Here is a 16023-nt window from a genome sequence, read left to right on the forward strand (position 1 = left end):
GAACTGCATAGTGGACGCGAGCATCTTTGTAAGCAATAGTGTCTTTGTAAGTGTTGCCTAAGTTTCTAAGGGCGCACGGTGAATGCCTGGGCACGAGGAGCCGATGAAGGACGTAGGAGTCTGCGATAAGCCTCGGGGAGGTGACAACCGACCTGTGATCCGAGGATGTCCGAATGGGGAAACCCACCAGGAGTCATGTCCTGGTACCCACTGTTGAATGTATAGGCAGTGTGGAGGGAACGCGGGGAAGTGAAACATCTCAGTACCCGCAGGAAGAGAAAACAACAGTGATTCCGTGAGTAGTGGCGAGCGAAAGCGGAAGAGGCCAAACCTGTTCTGTGTGATACCCGGCAGGGGTTGCAGGATGGGGGTTGTGGGACGTGTCGGACGGTTCTGCCGGATCGTCGACGTGAGCGTGCAGTGGTAGTCGAAGTCGTGGTGAGTGCGACGGCGTAGAGGGTGTGACCCCCGTAGACGAAACTTCTGCCGCGCGTGATGCTGTTCCCAAGTAGCACCGGGCCCGTGAAATCCGGTGTGAATCTGCCAGGACCACCTGGTAAGCCTGAATACTACCTCGTGACCGATAGCGGACAAGTACCGTGAGGGAAAGGTGAAAAGTACCCCGGGAGGGGAGTGAAATAGTACCTGAAACCGTGCGCTTACAATCCGTCGGAGCCTTGAGGGGTGACGGCGTGCCTTTTGAAGAATGAGCCTGCGAGTTAGTGGTCGGTGGCGAGGTTAACCCGTGTGGGGTAGCCGTAGCGAAAGCGAGTCTGAACGGGGCGTTCAGTCGCCGGCTCTAGACCCGAAGCGAAGTGATCTATCCATGGGCAGGGTGAAGCGCGGGTAAGACCGCGTGGAGGCCCGAACCCACTTCAGTTGAAAATGGAGGGGATGACCTGTGGATAGGGGTGAAAGGCCAATCAAACTTCGTGATAGCTGGTTCTCCCCGAAATGCATTTAGGTGCAGCGTTGCGTGTTTCGTGCCGGAGGTAGAGCACTGGATAGGCGATGGGCCCCACCGGGTTACTGACCTTAGCCAAACTCCGAATGCCGGTACGTGAGAGCGCAGCAGTGAGACTGTGGGGGATAAGCTTCATAGTCGAGAGGGAAACAGCCCAGAACATCAGCTAAGGCCCCTAAGCGTGTGCTAAGTGGAAAAGGATGTGGAGTTGCTGAGACAACCAGGAGGTTGGCTTAGAAGCAGCCACCCTTGAAAGAGTGCGTAATAGCTCACTGGTCAAGTGATTCTGCGCCGACAATGTAGCGGGGCTCAAGTACACCGCCGAAGCTGTGTCACTCCATGTATGTGGGGTGGGTAGGGGAGCGTCGTGCAGACAGTGAAGCTGCGGGGTAACCCAGTGGTGGAGACTGCACGAGTGAGAATGCAGGCATGAGTAGCGAAAGACGGGTGAGAAACCCGTCCGCCGATTGATCAAGGGTTCCAGGGCCAGGTTAATCCGCCCTGGGTTAGTCGGGACCTAAGGCGAGGCCGACAGGCGTAGTCGATGGACATCGGGTTGATATTCCCGAACCGATCGTAGAAGGACCCATACCGAGGCATGCGATGCTCACCATCCGAACCTGCTTCGTCTCCTTCGGGAGGCGTGTGTGGGGGAGCATGGGAACCAAGTGTGTAGTAGGTCAGCGCAAGGGATGACGCAGTGAGGTAGCTTCCGCGGACTTAATGGAATAGTCCGTCTAAGCGAGCAGCCCGCGCACCGGTAATGCGGTGCCGTATGGGGTGAGACGTGATGGGGATCCCGTAGGGGCGTAGGTGAGTGATCCTGTACTGCCAAGAAAAGTTCCGGCGTGACAACTACGGTCGCCCGTACCCTAAACCGACTCAGGTGATCAGGTAGAGAATACCAAGGCGTTCGAGAGAATCGTGGTTAAGGAACTCGGCAAAATACCCCCGTAACTTCGGGAGAAGGGGGGCCTGAGGTGTGAGAGCACCGATGGCCGCAGAGACCAGGGAGAAGCGACTGTTTACTAAAAACACAGGTCCGTGCGAAGTCGTAAGACGCTGTATACGGACTGACGCCTGCCCGGTGCTGGAAGGTTAAGAGGACCGGTTAGACCCTTCGGGGTCGAAGCTGAGAATTTAAGCCCCAGTAAACGGCGGTGGTAACTATAACCATCCTAAGGTAGCGAAATTCCTTGTCGGGTAAGTTCCGACCTGCACGAATGGCGTAACGACTTCTCCACTGTCTCAACCGCGAACTCGGCGAAATTGCATTACGAGTAAAGATGCTCGTTACGCGCAGCAGGACGGAAAGACCCGGGACCTTTACTATAGTTTGGTATTGGTGTTCGGGACGGCTTGTGTAGGATAGGTGGGAGACTGTGAAGCATGGACGCCAGTTCGTGTGGAGTCATCGTTGAAATACCACTCTGGTCGTTCTGGATTCCTAACCTCGGTCCGTGATCCGGATCAGGGACAGTGCCTGATGGGTAGTTTAACTGGGGCGGTTGCCTCCTAAAGAGTAACGGAGGCGCTCAAAGGTTCCCTCAGCCTGGTTGGCAATCAGGTGTTGAGTGTAAGTGCACAAGGGAGCTTGACTGCGAGACAGACATGTCGGGCAGGTGCGAAAGCAGGAACTAGTGATCCGGCACCTCATTGTGGAATGGGTGTCGCTCAACGGATAAAAGGTACCCCGGGGATAACAGGCTGATCTTGCCCAAGAGCTCATATCGACGGCATGGTTTGGCACCTCGATGTCGGCTCGTCGCATCCTGGGGCTGGAGTTGGTCCCAAGGGTTAGGCTGTTCGCCTATTAAAGCGGTACGCGAGCTGGGTTTAGAACGTCGTGAGACAGTTCGGTCCCTATCCGCTGCGCGCGTTGGATATTTGAGAAGACCTGTCCCTAGTACGAGAGGACCGGGATGGACTGACCTCTGGTGTGCCAGTTGTTCTGCCAAGAGCATGGCTGGTTGGCTACGTCGGGAAGGGATAACCGCTGAAAGCATCTAAGCGGGAAGCCTGCTTCAAGATGAGATATCCGTGCCCCGTTTGGGGTGAGAGGCCCCCAGCAGATCACTGGGTTGATAGGCCAGATGTGGAAGCACAGTAATGTGTGGAGCTGACTGGTACTAATGGCCGATGACTTATTCAACATTTATGTCTGTTGCTGTGTGATGTTCGCGTCTACTGTGTGGTTCTCGAGGAACAACCACCATCATGCTCAAACCCGTTTGTGGGGTGTGGGTGTGGGGGGTCTGGTTGTCTCGTCGTGTTACGGCGGTCATAGCGTCGGGGAAACGCCCGGTTCCATTCCGAACCCGGTAGCTAAGCTCGACAGCGCCGATGGTACTGCACTCGGTAGGGTGTGGGAGAGTAGGTCGCCGCCGGACATCTTCCTTCGAGAGAGGGGGAAGAGGTCGTGGTTGTTGTGTGTGAGTGGTGGTGTCGTGGCACACCGTTCCCGCGCCGGGTCCCTTGACGGGGGTCTGGGTGTGGGGGTGGTGGTGCCGACACGTGAAGCCATTCGCGCACGCGCCATGGTCTCTTCCCCCTCTTTTGTCTTGCCCTGACACCCGGTCCCCGCGTGCACGAGAGCGCTGCGCGGGGGCACAGCGATGTCCGGGCTTCACAGGTCCGCTCGCGAGGACGGGGCCGGGCGTCCACGTGGGAGCGTGACCCCGCTCGGCCCTCACCCGGGTCCTGTGATGTGCGGCGTGCGGACCGCGGGTCCCGCGTGCCCCCACGGTAGACTGTGGCGGTCGCGGCCGCCGTGCCGCGCGCCCGTGTTCCTGCCGGCCCCGTGCCGCCGTCTTCCGTCCTGAGGAGTCCGATGCGCTCGTCCCTGGCGTTCGTCCCGGACGTGGATGATTCCCTCGCCGCGGCGATCGAGGATCGGCTCGAGCGGGTCGAGGAGCGGCTGCGCGAGGTCGTGAGCACCTCGGACACCATGGCCCGCTGGACCTCCCGTCACCTCATGGACGCGGGCGGCAAGCGCGTGCGCCCCCTGCTCGCCCTGCTCGCCGGCTCCTTCGGCGACCTGGAGCGCCCCGAGGTCGTCGACGCCGCCGTGCTCGTCGAGCTGACCCATCTGGCGACCCTGTACCACGACGACGTCATGGACGACGCCTCGACCCGGCGCGGCGCCCGCACCGCCCACGAGGTCTGGGGCAACTCGGTCGCGATCCTCACCGGCGACTTCCTCTTCGCGCGCGCGAGCGCGCTGAGCTCCTCGCTCGGCCCCGAGGCCGTGCTGATCCACGCCCGGACCTTCGAGCGACTGTGCATGGGCCAGCTCCACGAGACCGTGGGGGTCGGCGCGGACGAGGACCCCTTCGAGCACTACCTGGGCGTGCTCTCGGACAAGACGGCGTCGCTCATCGCCTCGGCCGGACGCCTCGGCGCCCTCCAGGCCGGCTGCCCGGCCTCGATCGCCGACACCCTCGCCCGCTACGGCGAGAAGGTCGGCGTCGCGTTCCAGCTCGCCGACGACGTGCTGGACCTGCGCAGCGACCCGGCCTCCTCCGGCAAGACCCCGGGCACCGACCTGCGCGAAGGCGTGCCCACCATGCCGACGCTGCTCGTCCGCCGACGCGTCGCCGCGGGCGAGGCGGGCGCCGACGCACACCGTCTCGTCGAGCTGCTCGACGCCGATCTCACCGACGACGCCCCCCTCGAGGCGGCCCTCGATCTGCTGCGTCGCGATCCCGCCGTCGACCAGACCGAGCTCATGGCCCAGCGCTACGCCGACGAGGCCGTCGCGATCCTCCATGAGCTCCCCGCCGGCTCGGTGCGCGATGCGCTCGAGCACTTCACGCAGTCCCTGGTGCGCCGCTCCGTCTGAGCCCTCGACGGCGCGACGAGGACGGCTTCTCACACCATGCGACGGCCTTGGCCCGACCTGAGCGCCACCGCTAGGCTGACCGGCGATCGCAGCGGCGAGCAGACGCCGCGCGGTCGACAGACGGACATGAGCGCGGGCACACCTCCGAGAACCCGAGGCGAGGGGGAGCAGTGACGGTCGCGAGCGGCAGGTCCCGCGGGCGCCGACGCCTCGGCGCCGTCACCTCCGCGCTGCTGGCCGTCCTTGCCCTCGTCGTCACGATCCTCGCGGTCATGGACAAGGGCTATGCCGGCTCCGAGGTCCACACCCACAACGGCGGGGTCTGGGTGCTCAACACCGCCGACGGCCTGCTCGGACGGATCAACGTCGACGCGCAGGAGTTCGACGCGCGCCTCCAGGTCGAGTCCACCCAGGACGTCCTGCAGTCGGGATCGGCGGTGTTCCTGCGCACGACCGACGGCATCGAGCGTGTCAACACCGCGGCACAGCGCCGCGAGAGCCGCGTCCCGCTGGCCGGGACCGACCTCGTCGCCCTCGGCGGCGACCGCGCAGCCCTCCTGAACGCCGACGGGAAGCTCTGGATCCTGAGCCCCGACGAGCTCGCCGCCTTCGACCCCCAGGAAGCCACCCCTGTCGCCACGCTCTCCTCCGGCTCCGGGGCGCAGGGCACCCTGACCGTCACGACCTCCGGCGACGTGTACGTGCTCGACGGGGACTCCCTGCTCTCCTTCCCCCGCGCCGCCACGGCGGCCGCCACGACGGCGGAGGACCCGATCAGACTCACCGGCCTCGCGACCGGGGAGGACGACGTCGCCATGACCGCGGTCGGCGACCAGCCCGTCGTGCTCGACCGGGCCCATGCGACCCTGCACGTCGGGACCGACGACACCGTGATCGGGCTCGAGGACGCCGGGGTCGGCGACGCGGGCACCGCGACGCTCCAGCAGCCCAGCCCCACCTCCTCCCACGTGCTGCTCGCGACGGGGGACTCGCTCTACGCGGTGCCGCTGAGCGGGGGCGCCGCCACCCGGGACAAGGCCAAGGGCAGCGGCAGCCCGGTCGCCCCCGTCCAGGCCGGCGGCTGCGACTATGCGGCCTGGAACGGCGCGCAGACCTACCTGACCCGCTGCGGCGACGCTCCCGCGACCCAGGCCCGGGTGCCCGATGCCGCCGCCGACGCCGACCTCCGCCTGCGCACGAACCACGATCTCGTCGTGCTCAACGACCAGCTGAACGGCACCTCCTGGATGATCGCCGACGACATGCAGATCGTCGACGAGTGGGAGCTGACCACCCAGCTCGACATCGAGAAGCAGCTCGAGGAGCAGAAGGAGACGCTCACCTCGAGCGTCACCAACGTGCCTCCGGACCAGCGGGAGGAGAACCGCGACCCGGTCGCCAACCCCGACGCCTTCGGCGTCCGGCCCGGGGCGAGCGTCGTGCTGCCGGTCATCTCCAACGACACCGACCCCGACGGCGACGTGCTCATCGCCTCGGTCGACACCCAGCCCGGCATCGGCACCGTGACCCCGATCCGCGGAGGCACCGCCCTGCAGATCGACGTGGCGGCCGACGCCGCCGGCACCGCCGCCTTCTCCTACTCGGTCGAGGACGGCCGCGGCGGCAGGGCCGCCACGACCGTCGAGCTCACGGTGCACGCCGACGGCACCAACGAGGGGCCCCGAGCGGTCGACGACAGCCCGCCGCAGCTGCACATCGCCCAGGGCGCCGAGGTCTCCTTCAACGTGCTGCCGCACTACGAGGACCCCGACGGCGACGACTTCTACCTCGCGGGCGCGAGCATCGACAACGACGACGACCAGGTGACCTTCCGCCCCGACGGCATGGTCACGTTCACCGACGCGGGCCTGGCGACCGGGCTCAAGACCGTCGAGCTGCGCCTCCACGACGCCCAGGGCGCGACCTCCGAGGGCACGCTCCTGCTCGACGTCGCCGCCGATCCCGAGATCCCGCCCATCACGACCGCCGATCACGTGCAGACCGTCGCAGGGCGCACCGTCACCCTCGACCCCCTCCTCAACGACCTGAACCCCTCGGGCGGCCAGCTCACCCTCCTGCACGTCGGACAGGCCGAGGGCCTGACCGCCGTCGCCGACGCCCAGGACGGCACGATCGACATCACCGGCACCGACCCGGCCACCCGCTACCTCACCTACCAGGTCGGCGAGGGCGCCCAGAGCGTGCAGGGGCTCATCCGGGTCGACGTCCGGGAGCCCACGAGCCAGGCGATGGAGCCCGTCACGGTCGACGACCTCGGCATGGTGACCACGGGCTCGAGCACGCTCGTCGACCCGCTGGAGAACGACGTCGACCCGACCGGCGGCGTGCTCGTCGTCGACCGGTTCTCGGCCCCCGAGGACTCGGGGCTGACCGCCGAGCTCATCGACCACCACTACCTGCGGGTCTCGGCCCGCGCCGACGCCCCGCGCTCGGACACCCCCGTCGAGGTGGGCTACCGCGCCGCCAACGCGACGGGCACGAAGGAGGGCACCGTCCGGGTGATGGTCGTGCCGCCCGAGGCGCAGCCGCCCTACCCGGTCGCGGGCCGCGACCAGGCGCTCGTGCGCGCCGGCGACGCCGTGAAGATCCCCGTCCTGGACAACGACCGCTCGCCGAGCGGCGCGCCCCTCGAGATCGACGCGATCAGCAGCCGGACCGGGCTCGAGGGCAGGGGCGAGGCCGATATCGTCGAGGACCAGATCCGCTTCATCGCCCAGGACGGCGCGAGCGGGACCGCGACCTTCGCCTACGACGTCGTCGACGACACGGGCCGCCGTGCGACCGCCGAGGTGACCGTGCGCATCGTGGCCGCCGACGACCCCAACGACGCCCCCCAGCCCGAGAACGGCGAGGCCCGCGCGATCGCCGGCACCACCGTGCGGATCCCGGTGCGGACCTCCGGCATCGACCCCGACGGCGACTCGACGCTCCTGACGTCGATCACCGCTCCCGCACCCACCCTCGGGCGCGTCACCTCCGCATCGGGGGAGTGGATCGAGTACGAGGCCTTCGCCGGGTCGGTCGGCACCGACACGATCGCCTACCAGGTGCGCGACCGCTTCGGCGGCGTCGGGACCGCCCAGATCGCGGTCGGCGTCGCCAAGCCCTCGGGCACCAACCTCGAGCCCGTGGCCGTCGACGACACCGTCCGGGTGCGCCCGGACCGGGAGGTGCAGGTGTTCGTGCTCGGCAACGACACCGACCCCGAGGGCGCCTCCCTGGCCATCGACCGCGCCCGCACCGTCTCCGACGACGAGAAGACCATGCCGCTCGACGAGCCCGACGACCGCGAGCGCATCCCCGCCGTCTCGACGCGCTCGCCGGCCACGCCGGGCGCGTACACGTTCTCCTACGGCGCCTCGGACGGCCAGCTCACCGCGACCGGCCACGCGACCGTCGTCGTCGACGAGGACGCCCCGCTGCTGCCGCCGCTCGCACGAGACGACTACGTCGACCCCCAGGAGCTCGCGGGCGCCGACGAGGGCCACCTCACCGTCGACGTGCTCGCCAACGACCAGGACCCCGACGGCAGCGTCGCCGACCTCCGACCCGCCCTCGCAGGCCCGGTCGAGGGGGCGACGGTGCGCGACGACGGCACCATCGACGTCCCCGTGACGACCGGGCAGCAGCGGATCCGGTACACGATCACCGACCAGGACGGCGGCACCTCGGCCGCGTTCATCTGGGTGCCCGGCACCGACGCCCAGGCGCCCCGCTGGATCGGCCAGCCGGTCGAGGCCCGCGCCGGGGAGCCGATCGACATCGCGATCGACGATCCCCGGAACGTGCTCGTGCGGGCCGGCGCCGCGGGCGTCACGATCACCGACCCCACGACCGCGACCGCCCAGCATGCCGACGGCACCGAGCTCGTCGAGGACGCCTCGACCCTCCGGTACACGGCGCGCGAGGACTACGTGGGGCCCGACCAGGTGGCCGTCGAGGTCACCGACGCGGCGGACGCCTCCGACGAGAAGGCGGCACGCGGGACCCTCGTGATCCCGATCGAGGTCACGTCGAGCACCAACCATCCGCCCAGCCTCGAGGGCGCCGAGCTGAACGTCGTGCAGGGCGAGGCGGCGACCCCGCTCGAGCTGTCCGCGGGCGCCGACGACCCCGACGGCGACACGCTGCGCTACGCGGCCGGCCAGTTCGCGCCGCCCGACGGCGTGACGGTCGACGTCGCCGCGGACGGCACGATGCTCGTCGAGGCCGCGGCCGACGCCGCCAAGGGCACCACCGTCGACGTGCCCGTGAGCGCGGACGACGGGCAGAACGACCCCGTCTCCGCCGTCGTGCACGTGACGGTGGTCGGCAGCCGCCAGTCGCGCATCTCGACCGGCGTCGACGAGGCGGTCGTCGACGCCGGGTCCCAGACGAGCGTTCCCGTGCTCGCCAACGACTCCAACCCCTTCCCCGGCAAGCCCCGCACGGTGCTGGACCCGCAGGTCGTCGCGGGTCAGGTCACGGCGCGCGTCGAGGGGGAGGACGTGGTGCTGGCCGCGCCGCCCGGCTGGCACGGCAGCGCGACCGTGACCTACCGGGTCCAGGACGCGACCCGCGATCCCGATCGCGTCGTCACGGGCACCATCCATGCCGCCGTACGCGACGTGCCCGGCGCGCCCTCCGCACCCCGCATCGACGCCGTCGGCGACGGCACCGCGACCGTGAGCTTCACCCCCGGCGACGACAACGGCGCGCCGATCGACCACTACACGGTCACGTCCGCCTCCGGCGGCCCCTCCACGACCACCTGCACGGGCACCACCTGCGAGATCACGGGCCTGTCCAACGGCACCGAGTACACCTTCGCGGTGAGCGCGCACAACGCCGTCGGCGACTCGGCGCCGTCCACGCCCTCGGCCGTCGCCCGTCCGGACGTGCGACCGGACCCGCCGAGCGCCCCGACCGTGCGGCGCCAGGACTCCCGCCTCGACGTGTCCTGGACGCCCCCGGTCAACCGGGGCTCGGCGATCGACCACTACGAGCTGCAGATCCTCGACGCCGGCTCGGGCGCGTCCGCGACCCGCACGTATCCCGCCTCCGCCACCTCGATCACGTGGGAGGGGCTGACCAACGGCACCTCCTACACCTTCCGGCTGCGCGCGTTCAACGGCGCCCCCGACCCCTCGGACTGGTCGCCCTCCTCGGCGCCCGAGCACCCGGCGGGGCTGCCGACCAAGCCCCGCGGCACCCCGAGCGCGCAGCGCGTGAACACGGTCTTCGGCGGCGGCGTCACGGTCTCCTTCCCGGCGATGTCCGCGGCCGAGGCCAACGGCGAGCCGATCACGGCGTACGTCGTCCGCGCCTCCGACGGCACCGAGGTGACGGTCGGCGGCGACCAGACCTCCGCGACCTTCCAGGGCCTCGACCCCAACGGCTCGTTCACCTTCACCTACGTCGGCGTGAACTCCGTGGGGCGCGGCACCGTGCCGTCGGCGGCCTCGGACGCCGTCGAGCCCTACGCCGTGCCCGAGGCGCCCCAGGGCGTCGCCGCCGAGGTCACCGAGCCCCATGGGCGCGCGACCGTGCGCTTCCGGCCGGCGACCACGCGCGGCACCGATCTCACCCAGTACGTCATCACCTACAGCGGCGGCTCGATGACCGTGCCCATCCGGGACGCGGTCCCCGGCGCGGACGGCCGGATCGCCGTGACCGTCACCGGGCTCGGCAACGGGACGGCGTACAGCTTCAAGGTCCAGGCGGACAACGGGCACGCGGGCGGCCAGAGCCCCCTGTCTGCGGCGTCGAACTCCGTCGTGCCCTACACCGACCCCCAGGCTCCGTCCGTCACCGCGACGGCCGACTCGTGCACGGACGACCCCTGCTCGGTCACGTTCACCGCCGCCGCCAACGGCAGCGGCGGCGCCGACCCCGTCTCGCTGTCCTACAGCCTCGACGGGGGCGCCTTCGAGCCCTATCGCAAGGCCGTGACCGTCGCGGGCAGCGGCGCGAAGCACTCGATCACCGTGCGCGCGACCAACGCGCAGGGCCTCACCGCCGACGCGTCCGCCTCCGCGACCGCGGCGCGCCCCCAGCCGGCGCTCATGCCGGGCAGCGTCACGTGGGGCGCGAAGACGGGCGTGGTGCCGGGCTGTGAGTCCGGGATCTGCCGCTACGTCGGCTTCACGCTCGAGCACCTCGAGCCCGGCCGGTCCTACACCGTCACGCTCTCCAACAGTGAGGACCCCAACTACCTGTCGTTCGACCTGGTGGCGGGCGCCGACGGCCGCGCGGTCCTCGAGCCCAATCGCACCTTCTACGGGCAGTACGAGAGCAGCGGCATCCCCCTCGTCATCCTGGTCGACGGCACCGAGGTCGGCCGCGCCTACACCCCCTATCCCTGATCCCTCCGCCCTCCGAAGGAACCCCCATGACCATGACCGCCGAGCAGGCCCGCTGGTTCGCCGACACCTTCGACAAGCTCGTCACGGGCGTCGGCCGTGCGGTGATCGGCAAGAACGACATCGTGCGCCTCGTGCTCACCGCGATGCTCGCCCCCGGGCACGTGCTGCTCGAGGACGCCCCGGGCACCGGCAAGACGTCGCTGGCCCGCGCGATCGCCGCGACCGTCAAGGGCACGAGCTCACGCATCCAGTTCACCCCCGACCTGCTGCCCTCCGACGTCACGGGCGTGACGATCTACGACCAGAACACCCAGGGCTTCGACTTCCACGCCGGGCCCGTGTTCGCGAACATCGTGCTCGCCGACGAGATCAACCGCGCCTCGCCCAAGACCCAGTCCGCGCTCCTGGAGGTGATGGAGGAGGGGCGCGTGACCGTCGACGGCACGAGCCACGAGGTGGGTCGCCCCTTCCTCGTCATCGCCACCCAGAACCCGATCGAGCAGGCCGGCACCTACCGCCTGCCCGAGGCCCAGCTCGACCGCTTCCTCATGAAGACCTCGCTCGGCTACCCGGACCACGCCTCGACCGTCCAGATCCTCCAGGGCTCGGCGATCCGCGACCGCTCCGAGCAGATCACCCCGATGATCTCCCTGCAGGCCGTCGAGGACATGAGCGCGCTCGCCGCGACCGTGCACGTCGACGCCGCCGTGCTCGAGTACGTCTCGCGGCTCATGGAGGAGACGCGCCTGGCGCCCGAGGTGCGTGTGGGCGTGTCCATCCGCGGCGCGCTCGCCCTCATGCGCGCCGTCAAGGTGTGGGCGGCGATCGACGGGCGCCACTACGTGATCCCCGACGACGTCAAGGACCTCGTGCGCTCCGTCTGGCTCCATCGCTTCGTGATGGACGCCGAGGCCGAGTTCAACGGCGCGAGCGCCGCCTCGGTGCTCGATCGCATCCTGGGCGAGGTCGCGCCGCCGCAGGCCCGCCAGCAGTCCGCATGAGCTCCGTGCGCACCCCGCGGCGAGGCGGGCGCGTCCGTGCGCTCGCCGGCGCCCTGGGACCGGCGCGCGCCCGGCTGGGGCGCGCCCTGCGCGCGGGCCGCGAGCTCGTCGTCACGCGTCTCGGGCCGCCCCTCGGGGTGATCTCGCCGATCGGGTGGACGCTGCTCGCGGCCGCCGTGGTCTGCTGGGTCGTCGGTCTGCGCCTGCACCTGACCGAGCTGACCGTGCTCGCGGCCGTCCTCACCGTGCCCCTGCTGGTGGCCGGCGTGTTCATCCTGGGCCGCTCCGCCTACCGGGTCACGATGGACCTCTCGAGCACCCGGGTCGTGGTGGGGGAGAGGGCGCTCGGCACGATCGAGGTCATGAACGACTCCTCGCGCGCGATGCTGCCCGCCCGCATCGAGCTGGCCGTCGGCGGGGCGACCGCCCAGTTCCTGGTGCCCCGTCTGGCCCCCGAGCGCGCCCACGAGGAGATCTTCGCGATCCCGACGCGGCGCCGCGAGGTGCTCGTCGTCGGGCCCGTGCGCTCCGTGCGCGACGATCCGCTCGGGCTCATGCGCCGCCAGGTCACGTGGGCCCGCGCCCAGGAGGTCTACGTGCACCCGCGCACCGCGCGTCTCGACGGCTTCGAGACGGGCTACCTGCGCGACCTCGAAGGCACGCCGTCCTCCGCGCTCTCCTCGTCCGACATCGCCTTCCACGCCCTGCGGGAGTACGTCAGCGGCGACGACCGCCGCCACGTGCACTGGCGCACGACCGCCCGCACCGGTCGCCTCATGGTCCGTCAGTTCGAGGAGACCCGCCGCTCGCACGTCGTCGTCGCCCTCGGCAACGTCGGCGTGCACTTCGCCGGCGAGGCGGAGTTCGAGCTCGCCGTGTCGGTCGCAGCCTCGCTCGCCGCGCAGACGCTGCGCGAGGAGAAGGAGCTGACCGCCCTGTCCGTCGACGCGCGTCTCAGCGCCCGGACCTACCGCTCCCTCATGGACGACTACACGCTGGCCGCCACGGTCAGGGCCCGCCACGGCCTGCGCGATCTCGCGCGCACCGCGTCCGAGAGCGCGCCGAGCGCCTCGGCCGTCATGCTCGTCGTCGGCTCGGGCGCGACCGTGACCGAGCTCGCCGCCGCGACGTCCGAGCTGCCCGTCGGCGTGATCGCCGTCGCCGTGCGGTGCGTGGACGGCGCCAGCGTGCGCCGCTCCCATCTCGGGGGCCTCGAGATCGTCGACGTCGGCGCGATCGAGCACCTCCCGCGTGCGCTGAGGGCGGTGGCCCGATGACCGCCGCCCCGTCCCGCCCGGCCGTGCGCGGCACGGCCGCGCGCGCGATCGACGTGACCGCCCTCGCGGCCCTGTTCGCGCTCGCCGCCGTCGGCTTCTGGCCCGTCTACGGCGGCCCCGTGGTGCTCGTGACCGTCCTCGCCGCCCTCGCGTTCGCCCTGCTCATCGCGCTCGCCGGAGCCCGCTGGTCCTGGGGGCCGCTGCGGATCTTCGCGGCCGTGGTCGTCGTGCACCTCGTGCTGGGCACCCCGTTCGCGGCGCCCGCCCGCGGCCTGTGGGGCATCCTGCCCACCCCCGGCTCGCTGCTCGAGCTGCTCACGGCGCCCGTCACGGCCTGGAAGGTCACGCTCACCATGGCGCCGCCCGTGGGCGTGGCCGAGGGCGTTCTCGTCGTCGCCTGGCTGCCCACCCTCCTGCTGGCCCTCGGGGCGTTCACCATCGTCCTGCGGACCCGCCGCTACGTGCCCGCGTGGCTGCTGACCGCGGTCCTGCTCGCCGTCACCATCGTGTTCGGCACGCGCGAGGGCACGCTCACGCTCGTGCGCGGCATCCTCCTGGCCGCCGTCTCGATCGCCTGGCTCTGCTGGCGCTACGAGTCCGATCGCCTGGCGGGCGCGCACTCCACGATCATCTCCGACACGGTGCGGCCGGGCTCGTGGCGCAACCCGGTGCTGCGGCGGCGGGTCGTGGGCGGCGCGCTCATCGTCGTGCTCGCGGCCTGCGCCGCCGTCGCCGCCCGGCCCCTGCTCGACGTGCCCGAGGGGCGGGCCCGCTACGCGCTGCGCGACCAGATCGTGCCGCCGTTCGATCCGCGCGACGAGACCTCCCCGCTCGCGCAGTTCCGCGGCTACCTCAAGAACCAGGGGTCCGACACCCTGTTCACCGTCTCGGGGCTGTCCGAGGGCGACCGCGTGAGCATCGCCGTGCTCGACGACTACGACCGCGAGGTCTACCTCGTCGTGGGCGGCTCGGACAAGGACAGCGCGAGCGGCGCGTTCCTGCGCACGGCCGCCGACGTCGACTACGCCGGGCCGTACCCCGGGGAGCGCACGGCGACCTTCACGATCGGCGACTACGACCGGATCTGGATGCCGACCACGGGCAGCCGGACGACCCGCATCAGCCCCGGCGGGCACGATCCCGCCGCGATCGCCGAGTCCCTCTACGTCAACCAGTCCACGCAGACCCTCGTCGACGCCGACGGCCTGCGCTCGGGCGACGCCTACGCCGTCACCTACGTGCCCTACCGAGACCCCACGCCGGCCCAGCAGAAGGCGCTGCGCTTCGGCGACGTCGACCTGCCGTCCATCCCGCCCATGGACCCCGAGCTGCGCGCCCGGGCGCTCGAGATGATGGGCGACGCCCGCACCGACTACGGCCGGATGCAGAACCTGACGGCCTCGCTCAAGGACCAGACCTTCTTCACGCACGGGCTCGAGGGCGACACCCCGTCCTGGCCGGGCCATGGCGAGTACCGCCTGCTGTCGATGCTGCAGGAGCCCGGGATCGACACCGAGGACTCCGCGGCGAGCCCCACGGGCATGATCGGCGACCAGGAGCAGCTCGCCGCCCTCGAGGCGCTCATGGCGCGCTCGACCGGCATCCCGGCGCGCGTGGTCATGGGCTTCACGGTCCCCGGCGGAGGCACGGGCCCGGTCGCGGTGACGGGCGAGGACGTCACCGCGTGGGTCGAGGTCTACTTCGACGGTGTCGGCTGGGTGCGCTTCGACCCCACCCCCGAGGACGACAAGGACCCCACCCAGCCCGAGAAGACCATCGTGGACCAGCCCAAGCCGCAGGTCGCCCAGCCCCCGCCCCCGCCGGTCGAGCCGCCGCGCCTGCCCCCCGCCATGACGGGGGAGACCGGGGACCGCAGCCCCGAGGACGCCGAGCCGACCCCCACCTGGGTGCTCGCGACCGTCGGCGCCGCCTCCCCGTTCGTGCTGCTCGCCGTCCTCGCGGGCGCCGTCGTGGCCCTCAAGGCCCTGCGGCGCCGGCGCCGGCGCCGACGGGGCGAACCGGATCAGCGGATCCTCGCCGGCTGGACCGAGGTGCTCGACACCGCGCGCGATCTCGGCCGTGCGCCGCCGACGCGCCGCACCCGCCGCGAGACCGCCCGGGCCCTGGCCGCCGACTTCCCCGGCACCGATCTCGAGGCGCTCGCCGTGCGCGCCGACCGCGGGGTCTTCGGCCCCGAGTCCATGGCGCCGCAGGCCGTCGAGCAATACTGGGACCAGGTCATCGCCTCCCGCCGCACGATGACGCGGACCGCCTCGCGGTGGCGCGCCCTGCGCGCCGCGGTGTCGCTCCGCTCCCTCGTGCCCGGACGCCACCGGCGGCGGGCGAGGACCCGAGGCGGGAAGGGACGGCGACGGCGATGAGCGAGTCGATGCGGTACTGCAGCACGTGCGGAGCACTCCTGACCACCGACGCGGTGCTGTGCGGGGAGTGCGGCGCGCGCTATCGCCCCTCGCCCTACGACCGGCGCCCGACCGACACCCCGGGGGCCTGGGGGCCGCCGCCGCAGCGCCGCCGGTCCCGGGCACCCGAGGCCGCGGCGCCCGCCGCCGAGCCG

The 16023-nt window shown here is 70.2% G+C and carries 5 protein-coding genes and 2 rRNA genes; all 7 read left to right on the forward strand.

Going from position 1 to position 16023, the window contains the following annotated elements; translation table 11 throughout:
* Positions 1 to 55 precede the first annotated feature (55 nt).
* Positions 56 to 3116 (forward strand): 23S ribosomal RNA (locus BRM3_RS08100).
* 121 nt (positions 3117 to 3237) lie between these two features.
* Positions 3238 to 3354, forward strand: a 5S ribosomal RNA gene (rrf, locus tag BRM3_RS08105).
* Between the two features lie 440 nt (positions 3355 to 3794).
* Positions 3795 to 4805: a polyprenyl synthetase family protein gene (locus BRM3_RS08110; RefSeq protein ID WP_263592826.1), complete on the forward strand. Its 1011-nt coding sequence runs from the start codon at positions 3795 to 3797 to the stop codon at positions 4803 to 4805.
* Positions 4806 to 4975: 170 nt separating this feature from the next.
* The gene (locus tag BRM3_RS08115) at positions 4976 to 11170 is read left to right on the forward strand and encodes an Ig-like domain-containing protein (RefSeq protein WP_263592827.1); all 6195 of its coding nucleotides are present in this window, start codon (positions 4976 to 4978) and stop codon (positions 11168 to 11170) included.
* A 26-nt stretch (positions 11171 to 11196) separates the two neighbouring features.
* Positions 11197 to 12171, forward strand: a complete 975-nt coding sequence (locus BRM3_RS08120) for an AAA family ATPase (RefSeq protein WP_263592828.1) — start codon at positions 11197 to 11199, stop codon at positions 12169 to 12171.
* Positions 12168 to 13448, forward strand: coding sequence for a DUF58 domain-containing protein (locus BRM3_RS08125; RefSeq protein WP_263592829.1), 1281 nt, complete (start codon positions 12168 to 12170; stop codon positions 13446 to 13448). The genes BRM3_RS08120 and BRM3_RS08125 overlap by 4 nt, the downstream gene beginning before the upstream one ends.
* Positions 13445 to 15829, forward strand: coding sequence for a transglutaminase-like domain-containing protein (locus BRM3_RS08130; protein WP_263592830.1), 2385 nt, complete (start codon positions 13445 to 13447; stop codon positions 15827 to 15829). The genes BRM3_RS08125 and BRM3_RS08130 overlap by 4 nt, the downstream gene beginning before the upstream one ends.
* The last annotated feature ends 194 nt before the right edge of the window (positions 15830 to 16023 follow it).

The organism is Brachybacterium huguangmaarense (assembly GCF_025725725.1).
Taxonomy (GTDB): Bacteria; Actinomycetota; Actinomycetes; order Actinomycetales; family Dermabacteraceae; genus Brachybacterium; species Brachybacterium huguangmaarense.

What these genes read in the sequence shown, in the direction of transcription:
- BRM3_RS08110 (WP_263592826.1), top strand. Translation starts at nt 3,795, where the DNA reads ATGCGCTCGTCCCTGGCGTTCGTCCCGGACGTGGATGATTCCCTCGCC.
- BRM3_RS08120 (WP_263592828.1), top strand. Translation starts at nt 11,197, where the DNA reads ATGACCATGACCGCCGAGCAGGCCCGCTGGTTCGCCGACACCTTCGAC.
- BRM3_RS08125 (WP_263592829.1), top strand. Translation starts at nt 12,168, where the DNA reads ATGAGCTCCGTGCGCACCCCGCGGCGAGGCGGGCGCGTCCGTGCGCTC.
- BRM3_RS08130 (WP_263592830.1), top strand. Translation starts at nt 13,445, where the DNA reads ATGACCGCCGCCCCGTCCCGCCCGGCCGTGCGCGGCACGGCCGCGCGC.